19 protein-coding genes are annotated in these 21,331 nt (G+C 69.5%); 8 read left to right on the plus strand and 11 right to left on the minus strand.

The annotated features are described in order from the left end of the window. The first annotated feature begins 135 nt into the window (after positions 1-135). The 4 genes from rnr (at position 136) to WI697_RS20975 (ending at position 5,440) form a co-directional block, all read left to right on the plus strand. Positions 136-2,481, plus strand: a complete 2,346-nt coding sequence (gene rnr / locus WI697_RS20960) for a ribonuclease R (protein WP_345959830.1) — start codon at positions 136-138, stop codon at positions 2,479-2,481. Beyond that, on the plus strand, positions 2,481-3,251 hold the full coding sequence (locus tag WI697_RS20965) for an HpcH/HpaI aldolase family protein (RefSeq protein WP_062764653.1): 771 nt from the start codon (positions 2,481-2,483) through the stop codon (positions 3,249-3,251). The genes rnr and WI697_RS20965 overlap by 1 nt, the downstream gene beginning before the upstream one ends. 41 nt (positions 3,252-3,292) lie before the next feature. Beyond that, entirely contained in the window at positions 3,293-4,540 is a 1,248-nt protein-coding gene (locus WI697_RS20970) for a Bcr/CflA family multidrug efflux MFS transporter (protein ID WP_345959831.1), read from the plus strand. Positions 4,541-4,666: 126 nt separating this feature from the next. Beyond that, complete coding sequence (locus WI697_RS20975) at positions 4,667-5,440, plus strand: ferredoxin--NADP reductase (protein WP_062764656.1); 774 nt, start codon at positions 4,667-4,669, stop codon at positions 5,438-5,440. A 31-nt stretch (positions 5,441-5,471) separates the two neighbouring features. Here WI697_RS20975 and WI697_RS20980 read toward each other — a convergent pair whose 3' ends face one another. Beyond that, complete coding sequence (locus WI697_RS20980; protein WP_345959832.1) at positions 5,472-6,062, minus strand: PAS domain-containing protein; 591 nt, start codon at positions 6,060-6,062, stop codon at positions 5,472-5,474. 321 nt (positions 6,063-6,383) lie between these two features. On the opposite strand from WI697_RS20980, the gene rpmG reads away from it, so the two are divergent. Continuing rightward, positions 6,384-6,551, plus strand: coding sequence for a 50S ribosomal protein L33 (gene rpmG / locus WI697_RS20985; protein ID WP_014746073.1), 168 nt, complete (start codon positions 6,384-6,386; stop codon positions 6,549-6,551). 138 nt (positions 6,552-6,689) lie between these two features. Here rpmG and WI697_RS20990 read toward each other — a convergent pair whose 3' ends face one another. Next, positions 6,690-8,066 carry a PleD family two-component system response regulator gene (locus tag WI697_RS20990; RefSeq protein ID WP_062764662.1) on the minus strand — a complete coding sequence of 459 codons (1,377 nt, stop codon included), beginning with the start codon at positions 8,064-8,066 and terminating at the stop codon, positions 6,690-6,692. A gap of 6 nt (positions 8,067-8,072) precedes the next feature. Further along, positions 8,073-8,438, minus strand: coding sequence for a response regulator (locus tag WI697_RS20995; protein WP_014746075.1), 366 nt, complete (start codon positions 8,436-8,438; stop codon positions 8,073-8,075). 270 nt (positions 8,439-8,708) lie between these two features. Here WI697_RS20995 and WI697_RS21000 point away from each other — a divergent pair, with 270 nt between their 5' ends. Beyond that, a complete protein-coding gene (locus tag WI697_RS21000; RefSeq protein WP_345959833.1) occupies positions 8,709-9,698 on the plus strand; it encodes an ROK family protein in 990 nt (329 codons plus the stop codon). A 186-nt stretch (positions 9,699-9,884) separates the two neighbouring features. After that, positions 9,885-11,057, plus strand: a complete 1,173-nt coding sequence (locus WI697_RS21005; protein ID WP_345959857.1) for a DNA polymerase IV — start codon at positions 9,885-9,887, stop codon at positions 11,055-11,057. Between the two features lie 42 nt (positions 11,058-11,099). Here WI697_RS21005 and WI697_RS21010 read toward each other — a convergent pair whose 3' ends face one another. The 3 genes from WI697_RS21010 to aguB all read right to left on the minus strand — a co-directional run bounded on the left by WI697_RS21010 (position 11,100) and on the right by aguB (position 13,519). Next, positions 11,100-11,537 (minus strand): PaaI family thioesterase, encoded by a 438-nt coding sequence (locus WI697_RS21010; protein ID WP_345959834.1) that lies wholly within the window; start codon positions 11,535-11,537, stop codon positions 11,100-11,102. Positions 11,538-11,581: 44 nt separating this feature from the next. After that, complete coding sequence (locus WI697_RS21015; protein WP_345959835.1) at positions 11,582-12,511, minus strand: cell envelope integrity EipB family protein; 930 nt, start codon at positions 12,509-12,511, stop codon at positions 11,582-11,584. Positions 12,512-12,637: 126 nt separating this feature from the next. After that, a complete protein-coding gene (gene aguB / locus WI697_RS21020) occupies positions 12,638-13,519 on the minus strand; it encodes an N-carbamoylputrescine amidase (protein WP_062764672.1) in 882 nt (293 codons plus the stop codon). A 326-nt stretch (positions 13,520-13,845) separates the two neighbouring features. Here aguB and WI697_RS21025 point away from each other — a divergent pair, with 326 nt between their 5' ends. Next, positions 13,846-15,207, plus strand: a complete 1,362-nt coding sequence (locus WI697_RS21025) for an OmpP1/FadL family transporter (RefSeq protein WP_345959836.1) — start codon at positions 13,846-13,848, stop codon at positions 15,205-15,207. Positions 15,208-15,255: 48 nt separating this feature from the next. Here the strand turns inward: WI697_RS21025 and WI697_RS21030 are convergent, their stop codons facing one another. From WI697_RS21030 to WI697_RS21050, 5 genes are all read right to left on the minus strand, one after another. Further along, positions 15,256-16,332: an agmatine deiminase family protein gene (locus WI697_RS21030; RefSeq protein ID WP_062764678.1), complete on the minus strand. Its 1,077-nt coding sequence runs from the start codon at positions 16,330-16,332 to the stop codon at positions 15,256-15,258. A 300-nt stretch (positions 16,333-16,632) separates the two neighbouring features. Further along, the gene (locus WI697_RS21035) at positions 16,633-17,811 is read right to left on the minus strand and encodes an acetate/propionate family kinase (RefSeq protein WP_062764681.1); all 1,179 of its coding nucleotides are present in this window, start codon (positions 17,809-17,811) and stop codon (positions 16,633-16,635) included. After that, a complete protein-coding gene (locus tag WI697_RS21040; protein ID WP_345959837.1) occupies positions 17,808-19,211 on the minus strand; it encodes a bifunctional enoyl-CoA hydratase/phosphate acetyltransferase in 1,404 nt (467 codons plus the stop codon). Before WI697_RS21040 ends, WI697_RS21035 begins: the two co-directional genes overlap by 4 nt. 136 nt (positions 19,212-19,347) lie before the next feature. Continuing rightward, positions 19,348-20,415, minus strand: a complete 1,068-nt coding sequence (locus tag WI697_RS21045; protein WP_298643233.1) for a Glu/Leu/Phe/Val family dehydrogenase — start codon at positions 20,413-20,415, stop codon at positions 19,348-19,350. Positions 20,416-20,651: 236 nt separating this feature from the next. Next, complete coding sequence (locus WI697_RS21050) at positions 20,652-21,185, minus strand: MarR family winged helix-turn-helix transcriptional regulator (protein WP_296714312.1); 534 nt, start codon at positions 21,183-21,185, stop codon at positions 20,652-20,654. Positions 21,186-21,331: the final 146 nt, after the last annotated feature.

Raw genomic sequence — 21,331 nt, forward strand, 5'->3', positions numbered from 1 at the left:
TCCAACCACTTGATCGCACACGGCAGGTTTGCGTGCCCACGGCTTGCGGGGCGGACGCGGGCGGCGTACCGTGCCGCAGGATGATGCCGGCCGTGCGTCCACGGGCGGCGCCCGCAGAGAAAGCCACCAGCAGCCTTGACCTCCTCCTCGGACGACGGCACCGACCGCCTGCCCACCCGCGAACAGATCCTGGCCTTCATCGCCGAGAGCGACCGACCGGTCGGCAAGCGCGAGATCGCGCGCGCCTTCAACATCACCGGCGGCGCCCGCATCGCGCTGAAACGGATCCTGCGCGAGTTGAAAGAGGACGGCACCCTGAAGCGCGCCGGGCCGCGCCGCGTCGCCGAACCCGGCGTCCTGCCCTCGGTGCTGGTGGTCGACGTGGTCTCCATCGACGACGAGACCGGGGAGGCCGAAGCCCGGCCGGCGGTCTGGGACGACGACGAGCGCGGGCCCCCGCCGCCGATCGTGGTGCTGCGCGAAGGCGGTCTGCGCCCACGTGACGAGGCGGCCCCCGGCTTCGGCGACCGGCTGCTGGTCCGCCTGCATCGCGGCGATGCCGATGCCTATGAAGCCCGCGTGATCCGCCGGCTGGAAACCCGGTCGCGCCGGGTGACCGGGGCCATCCGCTCGATCGATTACGGCTGGCGGCTGATCCCGGCCGACCGCCGTGCCAAGACCGATTATTCGATCGAAGAGGCAGATCTGGGCGGCGCCGAGGACGGCGAATTCGTCGTGGCCGAAACCCTGCCCGGCCGGCGGCTGGGCCTGCCGCGGGCCCGGGTGGTGAAGCGGCTGGGCCAGGAGCAGACGGCGCCCGCCATCATCGACCTTGCGATCGAGGCCCACGGCATCCCCGATCACTTCCCGGCCGCCGCCGTGCGCGAGGCCGAGGCGGCGACGGCGCCGAAACTCTCCGCCGGTCGCGAGGATCTGCGCTCCATCCCCTTCGTCACCATCGACGGCGAGGATGCCCGCGACTTCGACGATGCGGTCCATGCCGAGCCCGACCCGGATCCGACCAATCCCGACGGCCACATCATCCGGGTCGCGATCGCCGATGTCGCCCATTACGTCACCGCCGGCAGCGCGCTCGACCGGTCGGCCGAAGAGCGCGGCAATTCGGTCTACTTCCCCGACCGGGTGGTGCCGATGCTGCCGGAAGCGCTGTCCAACGGGCTGTGCTCGCTGCGCCCGCACGAGGATCGCTACTGCCTGGCCGCGATGATGCGCATCGACGGCCAGGGCACCCTGCTGGAACACCGCTTCGTGCGCGGGCTGATGCGCTCGGCCGCGCGGCTGACCTATAACCGGGTTCAGGCTGCGCATGAGGGCCGGCCCGATGCCGAGATCGAGCCGCTGATGGCGCCGGTCATCCAGCCGCTCTATGCCGCCTTCCAGGTGCTGGATGCCGCCCGGCGCCGGCGCGGCGCGCTCGAGATCGACATGCCCGAACGCCGGGTGGTCATGGACGAGACCGGCCGGGTGACCGATATCCGCACCCGCCAGCGCTTCGACGCCCACAAGCTGATCGAAGAGTTCATGATCCTGGCCAATGTGGCCGCCGCCGACACGCTGCTTCGCCGCAACCGGCCCTGCCTGTTCCGCGTCCACGACCAGCCGCCGGCCGACAAGGTCTCGGTGCTGCGCGACTATGTGAAGTCGCTGGGCCTCAGCTTCACCAATTCGGTGCATGTCGACCCGCGCGACTTCAACCGCCTGCTCAAGGCGGTGGCGAACACGCCGCTGGAGCATCAGGTGAACACCACCGTACTCCGCAGCCAGTCGCAGGCGACCTACAGCCCCGACAATATCGGCCATTTCGGCCTGTCGCTGGAACGCTACGCCCATTTCACCTCGCCGATCCGGCGCTATGCCGATCTGATCGTGCACCGGTCGCTGATCAAGGCGCTGAACCTCGGCGCCGACGGGCTGGACGGGGCGGCCGCCGACGGTCTGCATGCGCTGGGCGAACATCTGTCGATCACCGAGCGCCGCGCCGACCTGGCCGAGCGCGAGGTGACCAACCGCCTGCTGGTGGTGTTCCTGGCCAACCGGGTGGGCGCCACCTTCGGCGGCCGCATCACCGGCGTCCACGGCGTCGGCCTGTTCGTCGAACTGGACGAGACCGGGGCCGACGGCTTCGTGCCGATCTCTACCCTCGGCCGCGAATTCTTCATCCTGGATCCGTCGGAACAGGCGCTGATCGGCGAACGCTCTGGCATGCGCTTCACCCTGGGCGACCGGGTCGAGGTGCGGCTGCGCGAGGCCGATATCGTGGCAGGCGGGCTGCTGTTCGAACTGATCGAAGGCGGCCGTGCCGGCAAGCCGCCGACCCCGGGCCAGGTCAAGCGCCTGAAGGCCATCGCCCGCGAGGTGGCGGCCGAACGGGCCCGCAACCGCCGCGACGGCGGCGGCGGCCGGGGTCCGAAAACCGGCCGCAACCAGAACGGCCGCCATGGGGGATCGAGGAGACGCTGATGATCGAGAACCGGCTGCGCCGCATCATTCAGGAAGCGGACGGCTTCGCCGTCGGCACCTTCCTGATGTCCGACAGCGCCACATCGGCGGCGCTGATGGATGCCGCGGGCTACGATTTCCTGGCGATCGATCGCCAGCACGGCGTGATCGACGACGCCACCTGTCTGCGCCTGCTGGCCGAATGCGGCCGTCACGGCACCACGCCGATCGTGCGCATCCCGGCCAACCGGCCCGAGGATGCGATGCGGGCGCTGGACCATGGGGCGCTGGGCGTGATCGCACCGCTGATCGACGACGACGCCGGTGCGGCGATGCTGGCCGGCGCCTGCCGTTTCCCGCCCCGCGGCGGGCGCAGTTTCGGGCCGGTGCGCGCAGCCCCCATCCATGGCCGCAGCTATCTGCAGGCCATCGACGACAGCGTGCTCGCGATCGCGATGATCGAAACCCGCGCCGGGCTGGATGCGCTGGACCGGATTCTGGCCGTGCCCGGCCTGGATGCGATCTTCGTCGGCCCCAATGATCTGGGCCTGGCGCTCGGCCTGGGCTTCACCGGCGGCCGCACCGACACACAGCCGGCGCTGGCCGAAGCCGTGACCGGCATCGTCACCCGCGCCCGCGGTGCCGGCATTCCGGCCGGCATCCATTGCACCGATCCGGCGATGGCCCGGGCGATGCGCGGCCTTGGCTACCGCTTCGCCACGGTCGGCAGCGATCTTGGGCTGATGGCCCAGGCGGCCGCCGCCAGCGCCGACCAGTCCCGCGCCTCCTGACCTGCTGCTCCCCCTTTAGACCACGAAGGCCCACCCTTTCCATGTCCGTCCGTCCCGAGCATGCCGCCGCCGGTGCCGGCCAGCCGCCGATGTTGAAGCTTGCCCTGATCCTGGGGCTGCTTGCGGCCTTCGGGCCCCTGTCGATCGACATGTATCTGCCGGCCTTCCCGGCGATCGGCGCCGATCTGAAGGCGGATGCCGCGGCCGTGCAGGCGACGCTGGCGCTGTTCTTTATGGGCATCGCCGGTGGCCAGCTGGTCTATGGGCCGCTGGCCGACCGCTTCGGCCGACGGCGGCCGCTGCTGGCCGGCTGTCTGCTCTATGCAGCCGGCAGCATCGGCTGCGCGCTGGCCACCGATGTCGACCAGCTGATCGCCTTCCGTCTGGTGCAGGCGCTGGGCGGCTGTGCCGGCATGGTGATGTCGCGGGCGGTGATCCGCGATCTGTTCGATGAACGCCATTCGGCGGTGATGCTGGCCCGGCTGATGCTGGTGATGGGCGCCGCCCCCATCCTGGCACCGCTGATCGGCGGCCAGCTGCTGGAAATCGCCGGCTGGCGGGCGATCTTCTGGCTGCTCACGGGGGTGGGCGTGCTGGCGCTGGTGGTGGTGGCGCTGTTCCTGCCCGAAAGCCTGCCGGCCGAACGCCGCCGGCGCCAGGGGCCGGGAGAGATCGCCCTCACCTATCTGCGCTTCGCCATCGACCGGCGCTTCATCGCCCCGGCGCTCGCCAGCGGTGCGGCGATGGGGGCGATGTTCGCCTATATCTCGGGCTCGCCCTTCGTCTTCATCGAACTGCACCAGGTGCCGCCGGCCGCCTATGGCTGGCTGTTCGGCGCCAATGCCGCCGGCCTGATCCTGGCCTCGCAGTTCAATGCCCGGCTGGTGCGGCGCTCAAGCCCGGCACAGATCATGCGCCGGGCCAATCTGGTTCAGGCCGTGGCGGGGCTGGTGCTGGTGGCGGTGGCGATCAGTGCCGTTTCCACCCCCGGCACCGCGCTGGCGCTGGTGGCGATCATGCTGCCGCTGTTCCTGTGCATCGCCATGAACGGGCTGATCAATCCCAATGCCACCGCCGTGGCCATGGCCCCCTTCGGCGCCCGGGCCGGCAGTGCCGCCGCCCTGCTGGGGCTGATCCAGTTCGGCACCGGCGCCATCTCGGCCGCCATCGTCGGCGCGCTCGACGACGGCACGGCCTGGCCGATGGCGGCGGTCATCGCGGGCATGGGAATCGCCGGGGCGATCGCGGCCCGTCTGGCCGTCCATACGCCCCCGACGGTGAGGCGATGATTGCCATGCCCGGACGAAACCACTACTAATCGAAGAAGCGCGACCATCTTAAAACGCGAAACGGATTTGTGTTTTTCTCGTTTCGCGATGCGGCCCTCTCCACGCCAGACCTTGGAAGCTTGAGCGATGAGCAACATCCGTACCGAGCGCGTGATCGACGTTCACCACTGGACAGACCGGCTGTTCAGCTTCACGACGACGCGTGATCCGGCATTCCGCTTCGAAAACGGCCAGTTCACCATGATCGGGCTCGAGGTCAACGGCAAGCCGCTGCTTCGCGCCTACAGCGTCGCCAGCCCGAACTATGAAGAGACGCTGGAATTCCTCAGCATCAAGGTGCAGGACGGCCCGCTGACCTCCAGGCTTCAGCACATCAAGCGCGGCGACGCGCTGCTGGTCGGCGCCAAGCCGGTCGGCACGCTGGTGAAAGACAATCTGCGCCCGGGCCGCACGCTCTATATGCTGTCGACCGGCACCGGCCTTGCGCCCTTCATGAGCCTGATCCGCGATCCCGACGTCTATGACCGCTTCGAGAAGGTGGTCCTGACCCATACCTGCCGCGAGGTCAGCGAACTGGCCTATCACGACTACATCTCGAAAGAGATGCCGGCGCACGAATATTTCGGCGATGCGGTGCGGGAGCAGCTGATCTACTACCCCTCGGTGACCCGAGAGCCGTTCCGCAACCAGGGCCGGATCACCGACCTGATCGACAGCGGCAAGCTGTTCACCGATATCGGCCTGCCGGAATTCACGCCCGAGCATGACCGGATCATGATCTGCGGCAGCCCGGAAATGCTCGCCGACCTGCAGAAGCGGGCTGAAGACCGCGGCTTCACCGAGGGCAATACCAGCCGCCCCGGCGAGTATGTGATCGAGAAGGCCTTCGTCGACCGCTGATCGGCGCGCCACCGTCAGGCCCCGGCCCGGCTCAGCCGGCCGGGGATGGCGCAGACGGCCTGCAGACGACATCCCGCCGCCGGGCCGGCAGCTCGGCACTTTCCAGCAGCTCCCAGAGCGGCAGGGACAGCGGCGGCACCACCCGCCAGTGGAAGGCGACCAGCAGCCGGGTCACCACCGGCCTGGCGCCCTCGCCGCCGCCCTGGCCCAGCGGCAGCACCATCCGGGCATAATGCAGCCGGCGCCGGCTGCCGGGCCGCACATAGAGCGCCAGCGCCAGCCAGCACAGCCCCTCGGCCGTGGAGGGCCCATAGGTGGCGGCGGCGCGGCTGCGCAGCTCTTCCGGCAGCGCGTCGGGCAGCTCGCGCCCGGTCAGATCCCGATCGAACATCTCACGCAGGCGCTCGCCCGCCGTGCGCACCCGCCAGCGATCGGCGGCCAGCACGTCGAGCAGCATCAGCCGGGGCAGGATCCGGCGCAGCGCCTGCGGATCGACGGCAGACGGGGGCGGCAGAGCCGCTGAAGACGGCCGCCAGTCGCGCCAGAGGTCGAACAGGGTCGCGAAGGCGCCCCTCCGCCCCAGCAGCCGCCGGAACCCCTCTTCACCGACTTCGTATGCCACCGCAATTCCCCGGTCTGGTCCGGGCAGCCGGTCTGGGGCCTGCCTCGGCATGCAGCCTGCAGCTTAGCCGCACCGGGGTGAAATGGGCAGTGACGCCTTGGAAAGCATCACAACCGGACACGGCGCTTGACAAGGCTGCGCCCATGAATAAGGTGCACGTCTCTACGTCCGGCGCCGACGTTACGGCGCCGTCAACGAACACCCGCGCGATCGGCCGCCAGCCGGTCGCCCGCCCCCGGGAGACCGGGGGACGGCGGGGCGCCGGTGGCCCTGATGCCGCCGCCCTCCGGGGCAACCGGATAGCGATACGAGGATTGAGCGATGGCCAAGCCCGCCACCGTGCAGATCAAGCTGGTCAGCTCCGAGGGGACCGGCTTCTTCTACGTGACCAAGAAGAACCCGCGCACCCAGACCGAGAAGCTCCAGCTGCGCAAGTACGACCCGAAGCTGCGCAAGCACGTGCTGTTCAAGGAAGCCAAGATCAAGTGATCCCGGCCTCCCTTCGGGGAGGATGCGGATCGCTCAGGCGACCGACGACGCGAAAAAGGCCGCATGCCCGACCCGGGTACGCGGCCTTTTCATTTGGCGGACACGTCGTTCGGCAGATCCGGGCGGCCCGGAAGCAGATCAGGTGGGCCGGTCGAAGATGAAGCAGTCGCGCCCGGCGGCCTTGGCCCGATAGAGCGCCTGATCGGCGCGGCGGAGCATGTCGTCGGCATCCTGGTCGGCCGCGATGCGCTCGGCCCCGCCCAGGCTGGCGGTGACGGTGACCTTGGTGCCCTCGTCGTCGATCACGATCGGCTGGCCCGAGATCACCGACCGGACCCGCTCGGCCACTTCCCGCGCCGAGCGGTGGTCGCTGTCGGGCAGCACCATCACGAATTCCTCGCCGCCATAGCGGGCCACCAGATCGACGCCGCGGACATGGCGGCTCATCCGGTCGGCGATCGCCTGCAGCACCCGGTCGCCGGCATCGTGGCCATAGGTGTCGTTCAGCTGCTTGAAGCGGTCGATATCCAGCATCAGCACCGCCAGCGGGCGGCCGTCATGGCCGGCACGCATGAACATCCGGTGCAGATGCGCCGACAGATAGCGGCGGTTGTACAGCCCCGTCAGGCCGTCGGTGGCGGCCAGGGCGATGGAGCGCTGATAATTCTGCCGCAGCCGGTCCTGATAGCGCTTGCGGCGGACCTGGGTGCGCACCCGCGCGCCCAGCTCGTTCACGTCCAGCGGCATCATCAGATAGTCGTTCACGCCCAGATCCAGCGCCTTGGCCATGCGCTCGACATCGTCATGCCCCACGATCACCAGGATCGGGGTCTGGCGGGTCTCGTCGATCGCCCGCAGCTGGCTGCACAGGCGCAGCGGATCGAAGCTTTCGATCAGCAGGTTGATCACGATCAGGTCGAAACCGGCGGTGCGCGCCAGATCCAGCGCCTCGGTCGCCGTGCCGACCGCCGAGACGCTGTGCGTGCGCTTCAGCCGGTCGGCCAGAAAGTCGCGCTCGATCTCGCTGTCGTCCACCACCAGCACGCGGGCATTGTCGCCGCTTTCGTCCAGCGGCAGCGGCGCTGTGGCGCCGACCCCGAAATCCGAGATGGTCTGCTCGCGCAGGCGCAGCTCGTCGAGCATCATCTTGAGCCGGGTGAGAGAGCGCACCCGCGCGAAGAGCGCCAGATCGTTGATCGGCTTGGTCAGGAAATCATCGGCGCCGGCTTCCAGCGCCCGCACCCGTTCCACGCTGTCGCTGAGGGCCGTGACCATCACCACGGGGATATGGGCGGTCTCGGGGTCGCTCTTCAGCCGGCGGCAGACCTCGTAGCCGTCCATGCCCGGCATCATGATGTCGAGCAGAACGATGTCCGGGGGATGGGCATGGGCACGGGCAAGCGCCATCTCGCCGTTCTGCGCCAGATCGACGTCGTAATACTCCGCCGCAAGCTTCGCTTCGAAGAGCTTGAGGTTGGGCAGGAGATCGTCGACCACCAGAACGCGACCGGGCATCGCCCCTCAATCCAGAAACTTGCGCACCGTTTCGAGGAACGGGGTCACCGAGATCGGCTTCGAGATATAGCCCTCACAGCCGGCATCCAGGATCTTCTCCTCGTCGCCCTTCATCGCGAAGGCCGTGACCGCGATGATCGGGATCGTGCGGAGATCGTCGTCGGCCTTGATCCACTTGGTCACGTCCAGTCCTGACACTTCGGGCAACTGAATGTCCATCAGAATCAGATCGGGATGCTGATCCCGTGCGATCTTCAGGGCCTCCATGCCGTCACGGGTCTGCAGAGTCACGTAGCCGTTCGCCTCAAGGAGGTCATTGAACAGCTTCATGTTCAGTTCGTTGTCTTCGACGATCAGAACCGTCTTCGGCATGGCCAATTCCGCCCCGCGCCATCAGGAGGTCCCCTCGGCCGCCGCGGCGGCCCGACCTCACGTCGAACGGCCCGCGACCGGCGGTTCGCCTCGTACCGGCGCACGATGCCCGGTTCCGATGACCGCAGCAATCATTTTGTGGCCATCCGTCAGGCGGTGCAACATCATGCGTGCCCGGCGGGCCGTTTCCGATCATGCCCCAGGCCCGGTCAAGCACGAGGAGGACGACCACACATGTTGGACCCGGCTGCCGCAGATGATGGCTCCCGCATGCAGTCCCGGGTGCTCGTCGGCATCGATCTGGGCGGCACGAAGATCGCGGCAGTCGCCATCGAACGGGCAACGGGGCGAACGCTTGCACATTTGCGCATGCCGACGCCGCGTGGCGACTATGATGCCACGATACGGACCATCGACGAAATTGCCACCCGTGCCGAACAGGCGGCCGGGGTGACGGAGCGCCTGCCGCTGGGCATCGGCATGCCCGGCGCCATCAGCCCCAAAACGGGTCTGGTGAAGAACGCCAACTCCACCTGGCTGAACGGCCGGCCGCTGGACCGCGATTTCACGGCACGCACCGGCAGGGCCGTGCGGCTTGCCAATGATGCGAATTGCCTGGCGGTGTCGGAAGCCGTCGACGGGGCGGCGGCGGGGGCCCGTCTGGTCTTTGCCGCCATCCTGGGCACGGGCATCGGCGGCGGCATCGCCATCGATGGCCGGGTGCATGACGGTGCCGATGCGATCGCCGGCGAATGGGGCCATACCCCAATGCCCTGGGCCCAGCCCTGGAGCCGGGCCCCCGGCGAAACCCCGCCGCCGCAGGCCGCCGACCTGCCGGAACTGCCGGGCCCCGCCTGCTATTGCGGCCGGACCGGCTGCATCGAGACGCTGCTGTCGGGCCCGGGGCTTGCCCGCGATGCCGCCCGGCTGCGCGGGCTGGACGACGCCGCCGCCGCCCTGGAACGCAGCGCCGAGGCCGTGCTGGCGGCGGAAGGCGACGGCGCCCCCTGGGCGCTGGCGGCCGTGGCGCGCTGGCGCCACCGCTTCGGCCGGGCGCTGGCCATGATCGTCAACATCCTGGATCCGGATGTGATCGTGCTGGGTGGCGGGCTGTCGCAGGTGCCGGCGCTGGTGGCGGATCCCCAGCCTCTGGTCGCGCCCTGGCTGTTTTCCGACCGGATGCGCACGCCGGTGCGCATTGCGCGCCATGGCGACGACAGCGGCGTGCGCGGCGCCGCCCGGCTGTGGGACAGCGCCTGACCGCAGGATCGGCGGGCTGCGGCTCGGCACTGGACGCGACGCCCGCCGCGTGGGAACATGACCGGAACATCCGGCCGTTCCTGGCGAGTGCCACAGCCCATGTCCGCAGCCCCTGCCACCGGTGACGGCGGCACAGATCAGGCTTTCCCACCCGCAGGCTGCGCCCCTGCATCGGCCGCGGGGTGGCTGTGCCGCGACTGCGGATCCACCCGCATGGCCGAAGACGGCAGCCGGCGCTGCCCGGCCTGCGGTTCGGCGCGGATCGTGATCCATCCCGAACTGCACCGGCTGACCATCGCCCATGTCGATTGCGATGCCTTCTACGCCTCGGTCGAAAAGCGCGACCGGCCCGATCTGGCGCAACGGCCGGTGATCGTGGGCGGCGGCCATCGCGGTGTCGTCGCCACCTGTTGCTATCTGGCCCGGATGAAGGGCGTGCGCTCGGCCATGCCGATGTTCAAGGCGCGCGAGCTGTGCCCGGATGCGGTGGTGCTGCCGCCCGATATGGCGCGCTATCGCGAGGCGGGGCTGAAGATCCGCCGGCTGATGCGTGCCCTCACCCCGCTGGTCGAGCCCTTGTCGATCGACGAGGCCTATCTGGATCTGGCGCCGGAGGCGGGGGCGCCCGACAGCCGGGCCAGCCCCGCCCAGCGCCTGGCCGCCCTGGCCCGGCGGGTGGAGCGCGAGGTGGGGGTCACGGTCTCGGTCGGGCTCGGCCCCAACAAGTTTCTGGCCAAGCTGGCCTCGGAACTGGACAAGCCGCGCGGCTTTGCGGTGATCGGCGCGGCCGAAGCCGCCGCCTTCCTGGCCGACAAGCCGGTGCGCATGCTGTGGGGGGTGGGCCCGGCTTTCGAACGCCGGCTTGCCACCGACGGCATCACCCGGATCGGCCAGCTGCAATCGCTGGGGCCGCAGGCGCTGGCCCGCCGCTATGGCCGGATCGGCGCCCAGATCGCAGGCTTTGCCACGGGTCGCGACCCGCGGCGGGTTACGCCCTCGCGCCCGGCTAAAAGCGTGTCGGCCGAAACCACGCTGGCCCGCGACGAACGCGCCGCCGACCGCCTGGCCGAGTTGTTGCCGCCGCTGGCCGAACGGGTGGCGGCCCGTCTGGCCGGCAGCCATCTGGTGGCCGAAGGCGTGGTGCTGAAGCTGAAGACCGCCGATTTCCAGACCCTGACCCGCAGCCGGCGGCTGAAGGCGCCGACCGATCGATCGGCGCCCCTGATCGCCGCGGCGCAGGACCTGCTCGCCGCCGAGGCGACCGGCGATACCGCCTTCCGGCTGATCGGGCTCGGCGCCCAGCCGGTGCGCGACCGGGACGGCGATCCCGCCGCCCCGGATCTCTTCGGCCCCGGCTGACGGATTCGGCCCCGGCTGACAGGCTCGGTACCGGCTGACGGATCAGCCCGGCAGTGCGAAGGTCAGCGTGGTATGGGCCACGGGCTCGTCGTCGCCGTCGGAATAAAGCGACACCTCGCCATAGACCAGCCTGCGGCCGCACCGGATCAGCCGTGCTTCGGACAGCACGTCGACCATGGCCGGGCGGCGCAGGAAATTGATGTTCAGATTGCTGGTCACCGCCATCCGCGCCGGGCCCAGCCGGCCCATGATCGCGGCATAAAAGGTGACGTCGGCGAGCGTCGCCAGGGCCGGGCCGCTCAACGTGCCGCCGGGGCGGATCAGCTGCACCGTGGCCGGCAGGCGGCCACGGGCAACGCCGTCGTCGATCCGCTCGACACGGATGCCGAGCAGCTCGGCCATGGGCAATTCGTCACGAATGATCTGATTGAAGGCGTCCGGACGGATCCGGTCGAGGCCGGGTTCGACCATAACAGTCATGGATGGCGTCTCTCTATTCGGGACGCCCCGGGGGACGGGCTATGTCAATCGCACGATTCCGCCGCCGGCCGGTTTTCTACCGAGACGAGACGAGCAGATATCGCAAATTCACCATAATCTATATCGAATCGCCGGACGACCCCGTTCGGCTGGATCTGGTAAAGAAGTTCGTAGATCGGCGTCTCCGACCGATCATCGGGTTTGAAGAAGGCCAGTCGCATCGGGATGACGGTCGCCGTGCGCAGCGCATCGGCCGCCTCCCCCGCCTGGGACGGCCAGTCCTGGTCGGCCGCGATCTCCGTCGGCCGGCCGATATGGGCGCTCACGAAGGACAGGCTGTCCTGGCCCGATCCGGTCAGAACCTCGGCGCGGATGAAGGCTTCCCCGGCCTCCGCCGCCTGAAGCAGCCGCTCGGTATGGGCGGTGGGCAGCAGGGCGCCGGCCGGCACGCTCTCGGTCACGCCCGGCGGATTGGCGAAACGAAGTTTCGAAGGACGATCCGGTGACGTGCGATCGAGATGGGCGATGGCCAGTTCGACGCTCTCGCCGTTTTCTCGCTCTTCGTAACGAAACCGAAACCTTGTGCCATCGTCGGACTCCTCGGAATCGAACAGGATGTCCGACACCACCGGTTCCGCCTCGTCGAAATCGATCTCCATCCGGCTGGCCTGCAGCACCGACCAGCCGTCGCAGGCGCGATCGAAGATCACCGCCATATCACCCGCAACGCCGGCGATCGCGGCATCGGGCTGGGCTTTCAGCAGGCTCATCGCGTAATGCGCGCGGTGCGGCACCGAATGCGGGGCCGCCAGGGCCGCGGGCATCAGGGCCAGGGCGGTGCCGGCCGCCACCACGCATCCCAGGATCCCTTGCCCGATCCGGAACCGCCCTCCGGCTGCGATCAGGCGCGGCATCACGACCAGACGCGACATCACGGCTCGACGGGCGGCGGCGGAACGGCTGGGCAGAGGCATGGGCGAAAGCTCCGGGATCTGCGGTCGGGAAGACGTCTGCGGGGCGCAGGCCGCCGGCGCCGCGGGCGCAAGAGTGTGCCACGGGCGGAACCTGCCCGGAAGGCCCGCCCGCGCGGGCGGCTTCTCTCAGCGGCGGATCCCGCCATCCAGTGTTGCAACCGCGCCGTAAAGATCCGGCCGGCGATCGCGGAACAGCCCCCACGAGGCTCTCAGCCGGCGCGCCATCGCCAGATCCAGCTCTGCGGTCACCACCGCATCGCCGCTGCGCCCGGCCTCGGCCAGGATCGCGCCGGTCGGGTCGGCCACGAAGCTGGATCCATAGAAGGTGAGCGTGGCATCTCGCCCCGCCTCGGTCCCCACCCGGTTGGCGGCGATCACCGGCACGATATTGGCGCCGGCATGGCCCTGCATCACCCGCCGCCAATGGTCGCGGCTGTCCCAGTCCGGGGCCTGGGGCTCGGATCCGATCGCCGTCGGATAGAGCAGCAGTTCGGCCCCGGCCAGCGCCATCGCCCGCGCCGCTTCGGGAAACCACTGGTCCCAGCAGATCGCGGCGCCGATCCGCCCCAGCTTCGTGTCGAACACCCTGAAACCGGTGTCGCCGGGCGAGAAATAGAACTTCTCCTGATAGCCCGGCCCGTCGGGGATATGGCTCTTGCGGTAGAGGCCCAGCACCCGGCCGTCGGCATCGATCATCGCCAGGCTGTTGAAAAAGGCCTGGCCGGCGCGTTCGAAGAAGCTGACCGGGATCACCACCCCCAGTTCCGCCGCCAGGGCCGACAGCCGGGCGATCGCGGGATTGCCCTCATAGGGGCGTGCGGCATCGAACCAGGCCGGGTCCTGGTCCTTGCAGAAATAGGGCAGCTCGAACAGTTCCTGCGGCAGCACCAGCCGGGCGCCGGCCGCGGCGGCGGTGCGGATCATCTCCTCGACCCGGTCGAGGTTCCGGTCACGGTCGTCGGCGACCGCCATCTGCAGGGCGGCAACCGTCAGCAGGCCGTCGGTCATGTCGGAACTCCGTCTGCGGCGTCTGAAATCCGGGGCATATGATCCGTTCAGCCTATCCGGCGCCGGCCTCTCGCCGCAACCGAAGCCCTTGTGACAAGGCTGCGGCGCCGTGGCGATTCCGCAACAGCAGGTTTCCAATCCTGGACATAATTCCCCCCATGATCGACGAAGGGCGCTTTCTGCAATTGACGTTAACGTAAACGTTACTTAACCATCGAGTGGTCCGAGGGAATTCAATCCGGGTCGTACACCCGCTTTGGATACCGAAGACACATCCTGAAAGGGAATCTTTCCGGATCAAAAGAATCTCAATGGGGAAACGTCCGATGCACGCCCGTCCGCCCAGACGTCATCCGGGCCGCGCCGCCGCGGCCAGCCTGCCGACCCTTCTCGGCCTGCCCGCGCTTGCGGCGGCCCTGCTCGCCGCCGGCCCTGCCGGGGCTGCCGGCTTCTTCATTCAGGAACAGAGCGTCAAGGGCGTCGGCCGCGCCTTTGCCGGCGAAGCCGCCCTCGGTTCCGACGCCTCCACCGTCTTCACCAACCCGGCGGGCATGACCCGGCTCGACGGTCGCCAGGTTCAGCTGGGCGGCCATGTGCTGATCCTGAAGGCGGATCTGACCGATGCCGGCTCCACCGCCACCACCCTCGGCACCGGCGGTGCCGCGGTGCGCTATGGCGGCGCCAGTGGCGACCCCTTCGACACCACGCCCGTGCCGAATTTCTACGCCGCCATGCCGGTGGACGACGACAACCGGGTCTGGCTGGGTGTGGGCATCTCGGCCCCCTTCGGCCTGGTCGCCGACTATGGCGATGGCTGGTTCGGCCGATACGATTCGACCAAGACCGAACTCAAGACCATCGACATCGCCCCCAGCATCGCCTTCAAGGCCAGCGACTGGCTGTCGGTGGGCGGTGGCCTCGACATCCAGTATGCCGAGGCGACGCTCGAAAACGCGGTCGCCAACGGCCTCGCCCCGGGCGGGCCCAGCCCTGCGACCGACGGCCATGCCCGCGTCGAGGGCGATGACTGGAGCGTGGGCTACAATCTGGGTGTGATCTTCACCCCGGTGCCCCAGGCGCGGATCGGCCTGCATTACCGCTCGGCCATTTCCCACGACCTGAAGGGCACGGCCTCGCTCACCGATCTGACCGGCCCGCTGGCTGCGGCCAATTTCCGCTCCGACGGTCAGGCGGCCCTCGACCTGCCGGCCGTCGCCTCGGCGGCGGTGGCGGTGGATGTCACCGACCGGCTCACCCTGCTCGGCCAGGTCAACTTCTACGAATGGAGCCGGTTTGACGAGATCCGGGTGCAATTCTCCAACGGCCTGCCGGATTCGGTGAAGACCCAGAATTACGAAGACAGCTGGGGTGTCAGCCTCGGTGCCGAATACCGGCTGGATCCGGCCTGGACGCTGCGCGGCGGCGTGCAGTGGGACCAGACGCCGACGGTCGATGAATACCGCACCACCCGCACCCCCGATGCCGACCGGCTGTGGGTGGCGGCCGGTGCCAGCTGGGAAGTCTCGGACTGGATCGGCATCGACATGGCCTATGCCCACATCTTCGTCGACGACACCCGGATCGACCTGATCGAGCCGGGCATCGGCGGCACCGGCCAGGTCAATGTCCGCGCCGATGTGGAAAGCAGCATCGATATCGTCAGCCTTCAGGCGCGCCTGAAGTTCTGATCACCCGGCCCCCTCCCGCCGCCCTCGCCTCGCGCCCGCGACCTCCGCCTAGCGGAGGTCGTCGGCCGGGGCGGCCTCGATCAGGCCGGCATCCTCGGCCTCGGGCATCGGGGCGGGTTGCGGCAGGGCCACGGCCAGGCGGGCGAAGCCGCCGAAGGGGGCCAGCGCCGGGCAGGGCACCTGCTCGATCGCCGCGGTGGGCAGGGCCCTGGACAGGGCCTTCAGCGCCGCCGCATCATTGCCGTCTTCGAAGCCAGGCACCACCAGCCGGCGGCCGTCGCGCAGCAGGCTCAGATAGCTCGCCGGCAGCAGCCGCCCGGCCTCGTCCCGCGGCCGGCGCTTCGGCAGGGGCACCGGCACCACGCTCATCGGCATGCCGTCGGCCAGCGTCACCACCTCCAGCCGACGCCGGATCTCGGCCAAGGCGGCATGATCCGGATCGCCTTCGGGCGCCACTGCCACGGCAACCACCCCCGGCGCCAGAAAACGGACCACGCCGTCCAGATTGCCCGGCCGCTCGTCGCCCGAAAATCCGCCCGGCACCCAGACAACGCGGGTCGCGCCGAAGGTTGCGGCCAGATGCACGGCCATGGCCTCGCGGTCGGCCTCTCGCCCGCCGACCAGCACCTCGCTTGCAACCAGCACCCCGCCGCCATCGGCCGCGACCATGCCGGCACGGCCGTCGATGTCGAGCAGGATGCGGCCCACCGTCCCGTCGCCGGCCAGCGCCAGCAGGCGGCCGGCCACGTCGCAATCGTCATGATGATGGCTGCGGTCGACCGGCCATTCCACCGCGCAGGGCGCGCCATCGGCCGTCCGCCCCATCGACGGGCGGCGATCGGCAAAGCAGGCCAGGCTGCCTTCCCAGGACGACACCCCCACCCCGGCGCCGCAGCGCATCGAGGCGTCGGCAAGATCGCCGGCGCGGGCCAGCATGGCGACCTGGGTGTCGCGGGCCAGAATGCGGGCGGCCTCGGCGATGGCGAGGCCGGCATCGCGGGGATCGCTGATGCCGTCGGCCGCCGACGGCCAGACGGCAAGCCACAGCCGGGCCGGCTGGTCGGGGGCCGGCAGGTGGCAGGAGGGGTGCGGCGGGGCACCCGGATGCATGAACATCTCGGACATGAGGGCGTCTCCGCTCCGGAGCGCCGGGATGCTGGCAGGGCGATCATGACCGGGGGTGGCCCGCATAAACAGGCGGGGCCGGTCCTGCCCGGCATGTCGGGCCGCAGTCTCCGGCGTGAGGGGGATCGATCGTCGCTGGTGCGGATGGCGTGCCGCCGAGGTCGGGCCTTGCCTCGTCTGGTGTTCCGGTCGTTGCCGACGGCACGTCTGGTCGTGTCCCGGATCCCATCCTAGCGCGTGTGGGGGAAGAGGTGCAATCCGCAGCAGCACCCCGCCCCCTCCTCCATCCGAAGCCCGCCCCTATCCGAAGATCAGCCGCGCCGTTTCGCGCGCGATCACCGCCTCTTCATCGGTGTCGAGCGCCAGAACCAGCACCGGACTGTCGGCGGCCGAAATCACCGGGCCGTGGGCGGCATTGGCCGCCGGATCGAGCGTCACGCCCAGAAAGCCCAGATGGGCGGCGATGCGCGCCCGCATGGCGGCCGAATACCGTCCGATGCCGGCGGTGAACACCAGCACGTCCAGCCCGCCGATCGCCACCGCCACCGAGCCCGCCTCGCGCCCTGCACGATAGGCGAACAGGGCCATCGCCTCTTCGGCCTTCGGATCCGGGGAGGTCTCCAGCACGCGCATGTCGTCAGAGACACCCGACACGCCGAGCAGACCCGAGCGGGCATTCAGCAGCCGGTCGACCTCGGCCGCCGTCATGCCCCGGTCGCGGATCAGATGCAGCACCACGCCGGGGTCGATCGCCCCCGACCGCTTGCCCATCATCAGCCCGTCGAGCGCGGTAAAGCCCATGGTGGTCGCCACCGACCGCCGGGCGAGCATGCCGCAAAGGCTGGCGCCATGGCCCAGATGCGCCACGATCACCCGCCCGTCGGCGCGCGGGCCGGCATGATCCGGCAGCACATGGGCGATATGGGCGTAAGACAGGCCGTGGAAGCCATAGCGCAGCACGCCCTCGTCGCTCAGCTCCCGCGGGATCGGCATGGTCTGGGCGATCCGGGGCTGGCTGCGGTGAAAGGCGGTGTCGAAACAGGCGACCTGCGGCAGATCCGGCCACAGCTTCCGGGTGGCGGCGATGCCCGACAGATTGTGCGGCTGGTGATTGGGCGCCAGCGCCACGAAGCCTTCCAGCGCCGTGATCACCGCATCATCCACCACCACCGGCGCATCGAAGCGGGCACCGCCGTGGACCACGCGATGCCCCACCGCCGCCACTTCGCCCAGGTTGTGGACGACCGCCGCAATCCGGTCCAGCGCCCAGGCCGTCAGCCCGGCATGATCGGCCAGGCCTTCCGGCGGCTGGCCGATCTCCTCCAGATGCGCGCCGCGCCCCTTGGCCGACGGGCCCCTCAGCGTGCCGATGGATTCGACCTCGGCCCGGCCGATCTCCTCCATGTCCGACAGGCGGACGACGCCGAATTTCAGGCTCGACGAGCCGGCATTCACGGTGATGATCAGCTGTTCGGTCATGGCCGGGCCCCACGATGGACGAAGATCTGCGCCAGCGCCGCCGAGGCGAGGCGGGCGGCCGGGCCGTCGGCACGGCTGGTCAGCATGATAGGCACGCGCGCGCCCAGCACCAGGCCTGCGGCCTCGGCGCCGGCCAGGTGGATCAGCTGCTTGGCGACCATATTGCCGGCTTCCAGATCCGGGGTGACCAGAATGTCGGCATCGCCCGCCACCTCGGACACGATGCCCTTGGCCCGGGCCGCGGCTTTCGAGACCGCATTGTCGAAGGCGAGCGGGCCGTCGAGCAGGCCGCCGGTGATCTGGCCGCGATCGGCCATCTTGCACAGCGCCGCCGCTTCCAGCGTCGAGGCGATGGCCGGATAGACCGTCTCTACCGCCGACAGGATCGCGACCTTCGGCCGGTCGGTCCCCAGCGCCCGGACCAGATCGATGGCGTTCTGGACGATGTCGCGCTTGGCGGCGAGATCCGGATAGATGTTGATCGCCGCATCGGTCACGAAAAGCGGCTTGGGATAGGCCGGCACGTCCAGCGCGAAGACATGGCTCATCCGCCGGCCGGTGCGCAGGCCCGTCACCTTGTCGACGGCGGCGGCCATCACCTCGTCGGTGTGCAGCGCGCCCTTCATGATCGCCGCCGCCTCGCCCTCGCGCACCAGCGCCACCGCCCGTTCGGCGGCGGCATGGCTGTGCGGCTGGTCAACGATGCGGATGCCCGACAGGCTGCGTCCGGCGGCCTCTGCCGCCGCCCGGATCTTGGCCTCGGGGCCGATCAGGATCGGCTGGATCAGCCCGGCCGCCGCCGCATCCAGCGCGCCCTCGATCGAATTGGCATCGACCGGATGAACCACGGCGGTCGCGATCGGCGGCAGTTCCGCGGTGGCCGCCAGCAGGCGGCGATAGACCGGCCGGTTTTCGGGCGCCGCCGCCTCGGCGGCGACGGTCGCCTGCGGGGTTACGACGAAGGGCCGGTCGACGCGGATCTCTGCGGCACGAACCTCGGCCGAGCCGGTGGCGACCAGCCGGCCATCGGCCGCGACCACGGTCGCATCCAGGGTCAGGCGGCGATCGGCGCCCAGCGTGCGGACCACCAGCTTTGCGGTCAGCCGGTCACCGGCCGCCACCTGGCCGGTGCGGTCCAGCCGCGAGCCCAGGATTTCGGCGCCGGGGCCCGGCAGTTCGGCCGCGATCAGCAGGTCGATCATCAGCCCCGGCAGGGCGGCGAAGGCGGCGGCGCCGCGAAAGCCGGCATCGGCCGCGAGGGCCGGGTCGATATGGGCGGGGTCGATCTCGCGGGCGATCTCGCCCAGCCGGTCGGCAAGCGGCTGGCCTGCCTCGTGAACCAGGCAGGCGCTGTCGCCGGTGCGGATATCCTCGAACGGTCGGTTGGCGATCCTGAGCATGGGAACGGTCGGTTTCCGGGCCTCGTGTGGACGGACGCTTGGCTTGTTGCTTTGCACCATCCTCGCCGGAATGCGTGACGATTGCGACCGCGAGTTTGCCCCCGCGGCCGATCGTCCCGCCGCCCAGGGCGCCCGGTCAGGCCGCGTCGGCCGCCTTCTTCTTCGCAGCCGCCGCCCGGATGCGCGCCTCGGCCATGGCATCCGCCACTTCGGCGGTGGTACGGCCGGTTCTGGCCGCCTCGGCGAAGATCCGCGACATGGTGTCGCCGATGCCCTGAACCAGAGCCGTGGCCCGCGCCACGTCATAGCCCGCCGGCCCGTGCTCGACCGCGATGTTGATCACGCCGCCGGCATTGATCACGTAATCGGGGGCATAAAGCACGCCCCGATCGGCCAGCATCCGGGCATGGCGCGGTTCCGCCAGCTGGTTGTTGGCGGCACCGGCGACGATGCCGGCCTTGATCTCAGGGATGGTGCGGTCGTTCAGCACCGCGCCCAGCGCGCAGGGGGCATAGACATCGACCGGCTCGGCATGGATCACCGCCGGGTCGACGACGCGGGCGCCGGTGGCGGCCGCCACGCGGTCGGTGGCATCGCGGTGAATATCGGCCACCACCAGCCGGGCACCGGCCTCGTGCAGCCGCCGGGCCAGATCCGCCCCCACATGGCCCAGCCCCTGAACCGCCACGGTCACGCCGGTCAGCTCGTCGCTGCCGCGGGCATGGGCCAGCGCCGCGCGGATGCCCAGAAACACGCCCAGGGCCGTGAAGGGCGACGGGTCGCCGCTGGTTTCGGCCAGGCCCAGAACATGGCCGGTTTCGCGCCGCACATGGGCCATGTCGTCGGTGCCGATACCGACATCCTCGGCCGTGATGTAGCGGCCGGCCAGGCTTTCGACGAAACGGCCGAAAGCGCGCATCATCGCCGGCGTCTTGTCGCGGCGGGCATCGCCCAGGATGACGGCCTTGGCCCCGCCGAAATCCAGTCCCGCCATGGCGTTCTTATAGGTCATGCCGCGGGCAAGCCGCAGCACATCGGTCACGGCGGCGGCCTCGTCGGGGTAGGCCCACATCCGGCAGCCGCCGACACCGGGGCCCAGCACGGTGGAATGGAGGGCCACGATCGCCTTCAGCCCGGTTTCGGGATCATGGCCAAAGACCACCTGCTCGTGACCGTCGAACGCGGCACAAGAAAATACGGACATGTTTTCTCCCCTCCGGCCATCTTCCCAAGATGGCCGACTGTCTTCGCCGAAGCGAATTCTGTTGCTGTTGGGAGTCAATCTGTCACCGCGCCGCAGGGCTTTCAATCGCCCTCCGCATGCCCGTCTGAAATAGAGGGAAAGTTGCCGGCCGCCAATTCGGCGTCATTTTCCCTTCGAAAGCGTCCGGAAGAATGGGTAATAAAATTACCTGCCGTGACAGGGGGATTGGGGGGCGCTCAGCTCCCGCGATCGGCGATCTCGTCCTCGACCGCCTCGGGGTCGGCGCCGCGTTCGGCGATGTCGCGATCCAGATTGGCGATCACCCGCACCAGCAGCTCGCGCAGGGCATCGATCTCGCAGCTGGCCAGGCCGTCGATGGCGGCAATATTGGTTTCGGCGGCACAGGGCAGCAATTCGTGGCGCAGCGCCCGGCCGCGATCGGTCAGATAGACCAGGCTGCGGCGGCGGTCATGCACGTCGCGCTCGCGGCGCACCAGGCCGCGGCGCTCCATCAGCCTGAGCGCCGTCACCGTCGTCGGCTCCATCATCCGGATGCGCCGGCTGAGGTCGCGCTGGGTGATCCCCTCTTCCTGCCACAGGATGCGCAGGAAGAACCACATGCCCATGGTGACTTCGGTATCCGCCACCCGCATCTGCATGGCACGCAGATAGGCCCGATGGGCGTCGCGCACCAGATAGCCGATGCTCTCGAACAGCGGGAAATCCGCGCCGGCCATGGCCTGCTCGTAGACTTCGGCGGCCGGTCGCACGCCATGACCGGGTCTTCGAGGATCCGACGACACCATCAGTTGCTTCCGATCGTAAACAATGTCGCATTACGATTGAAGCATACCACGGCTATCGCCCCCGCCAAGGGGCTGGGCGCGTTCATTCTGCAGCCGGAGACCGGTCCCCG

The organism is Tistrella mobilis (assembly GCF_039634785.1).
Classification (GTDB): domain Bacteria; phylum Pseudomonadota; class Alphaproteobacteria; order Tistrellales; family Tistrellaceae; genus Tistrella; species Tistrella mobilis.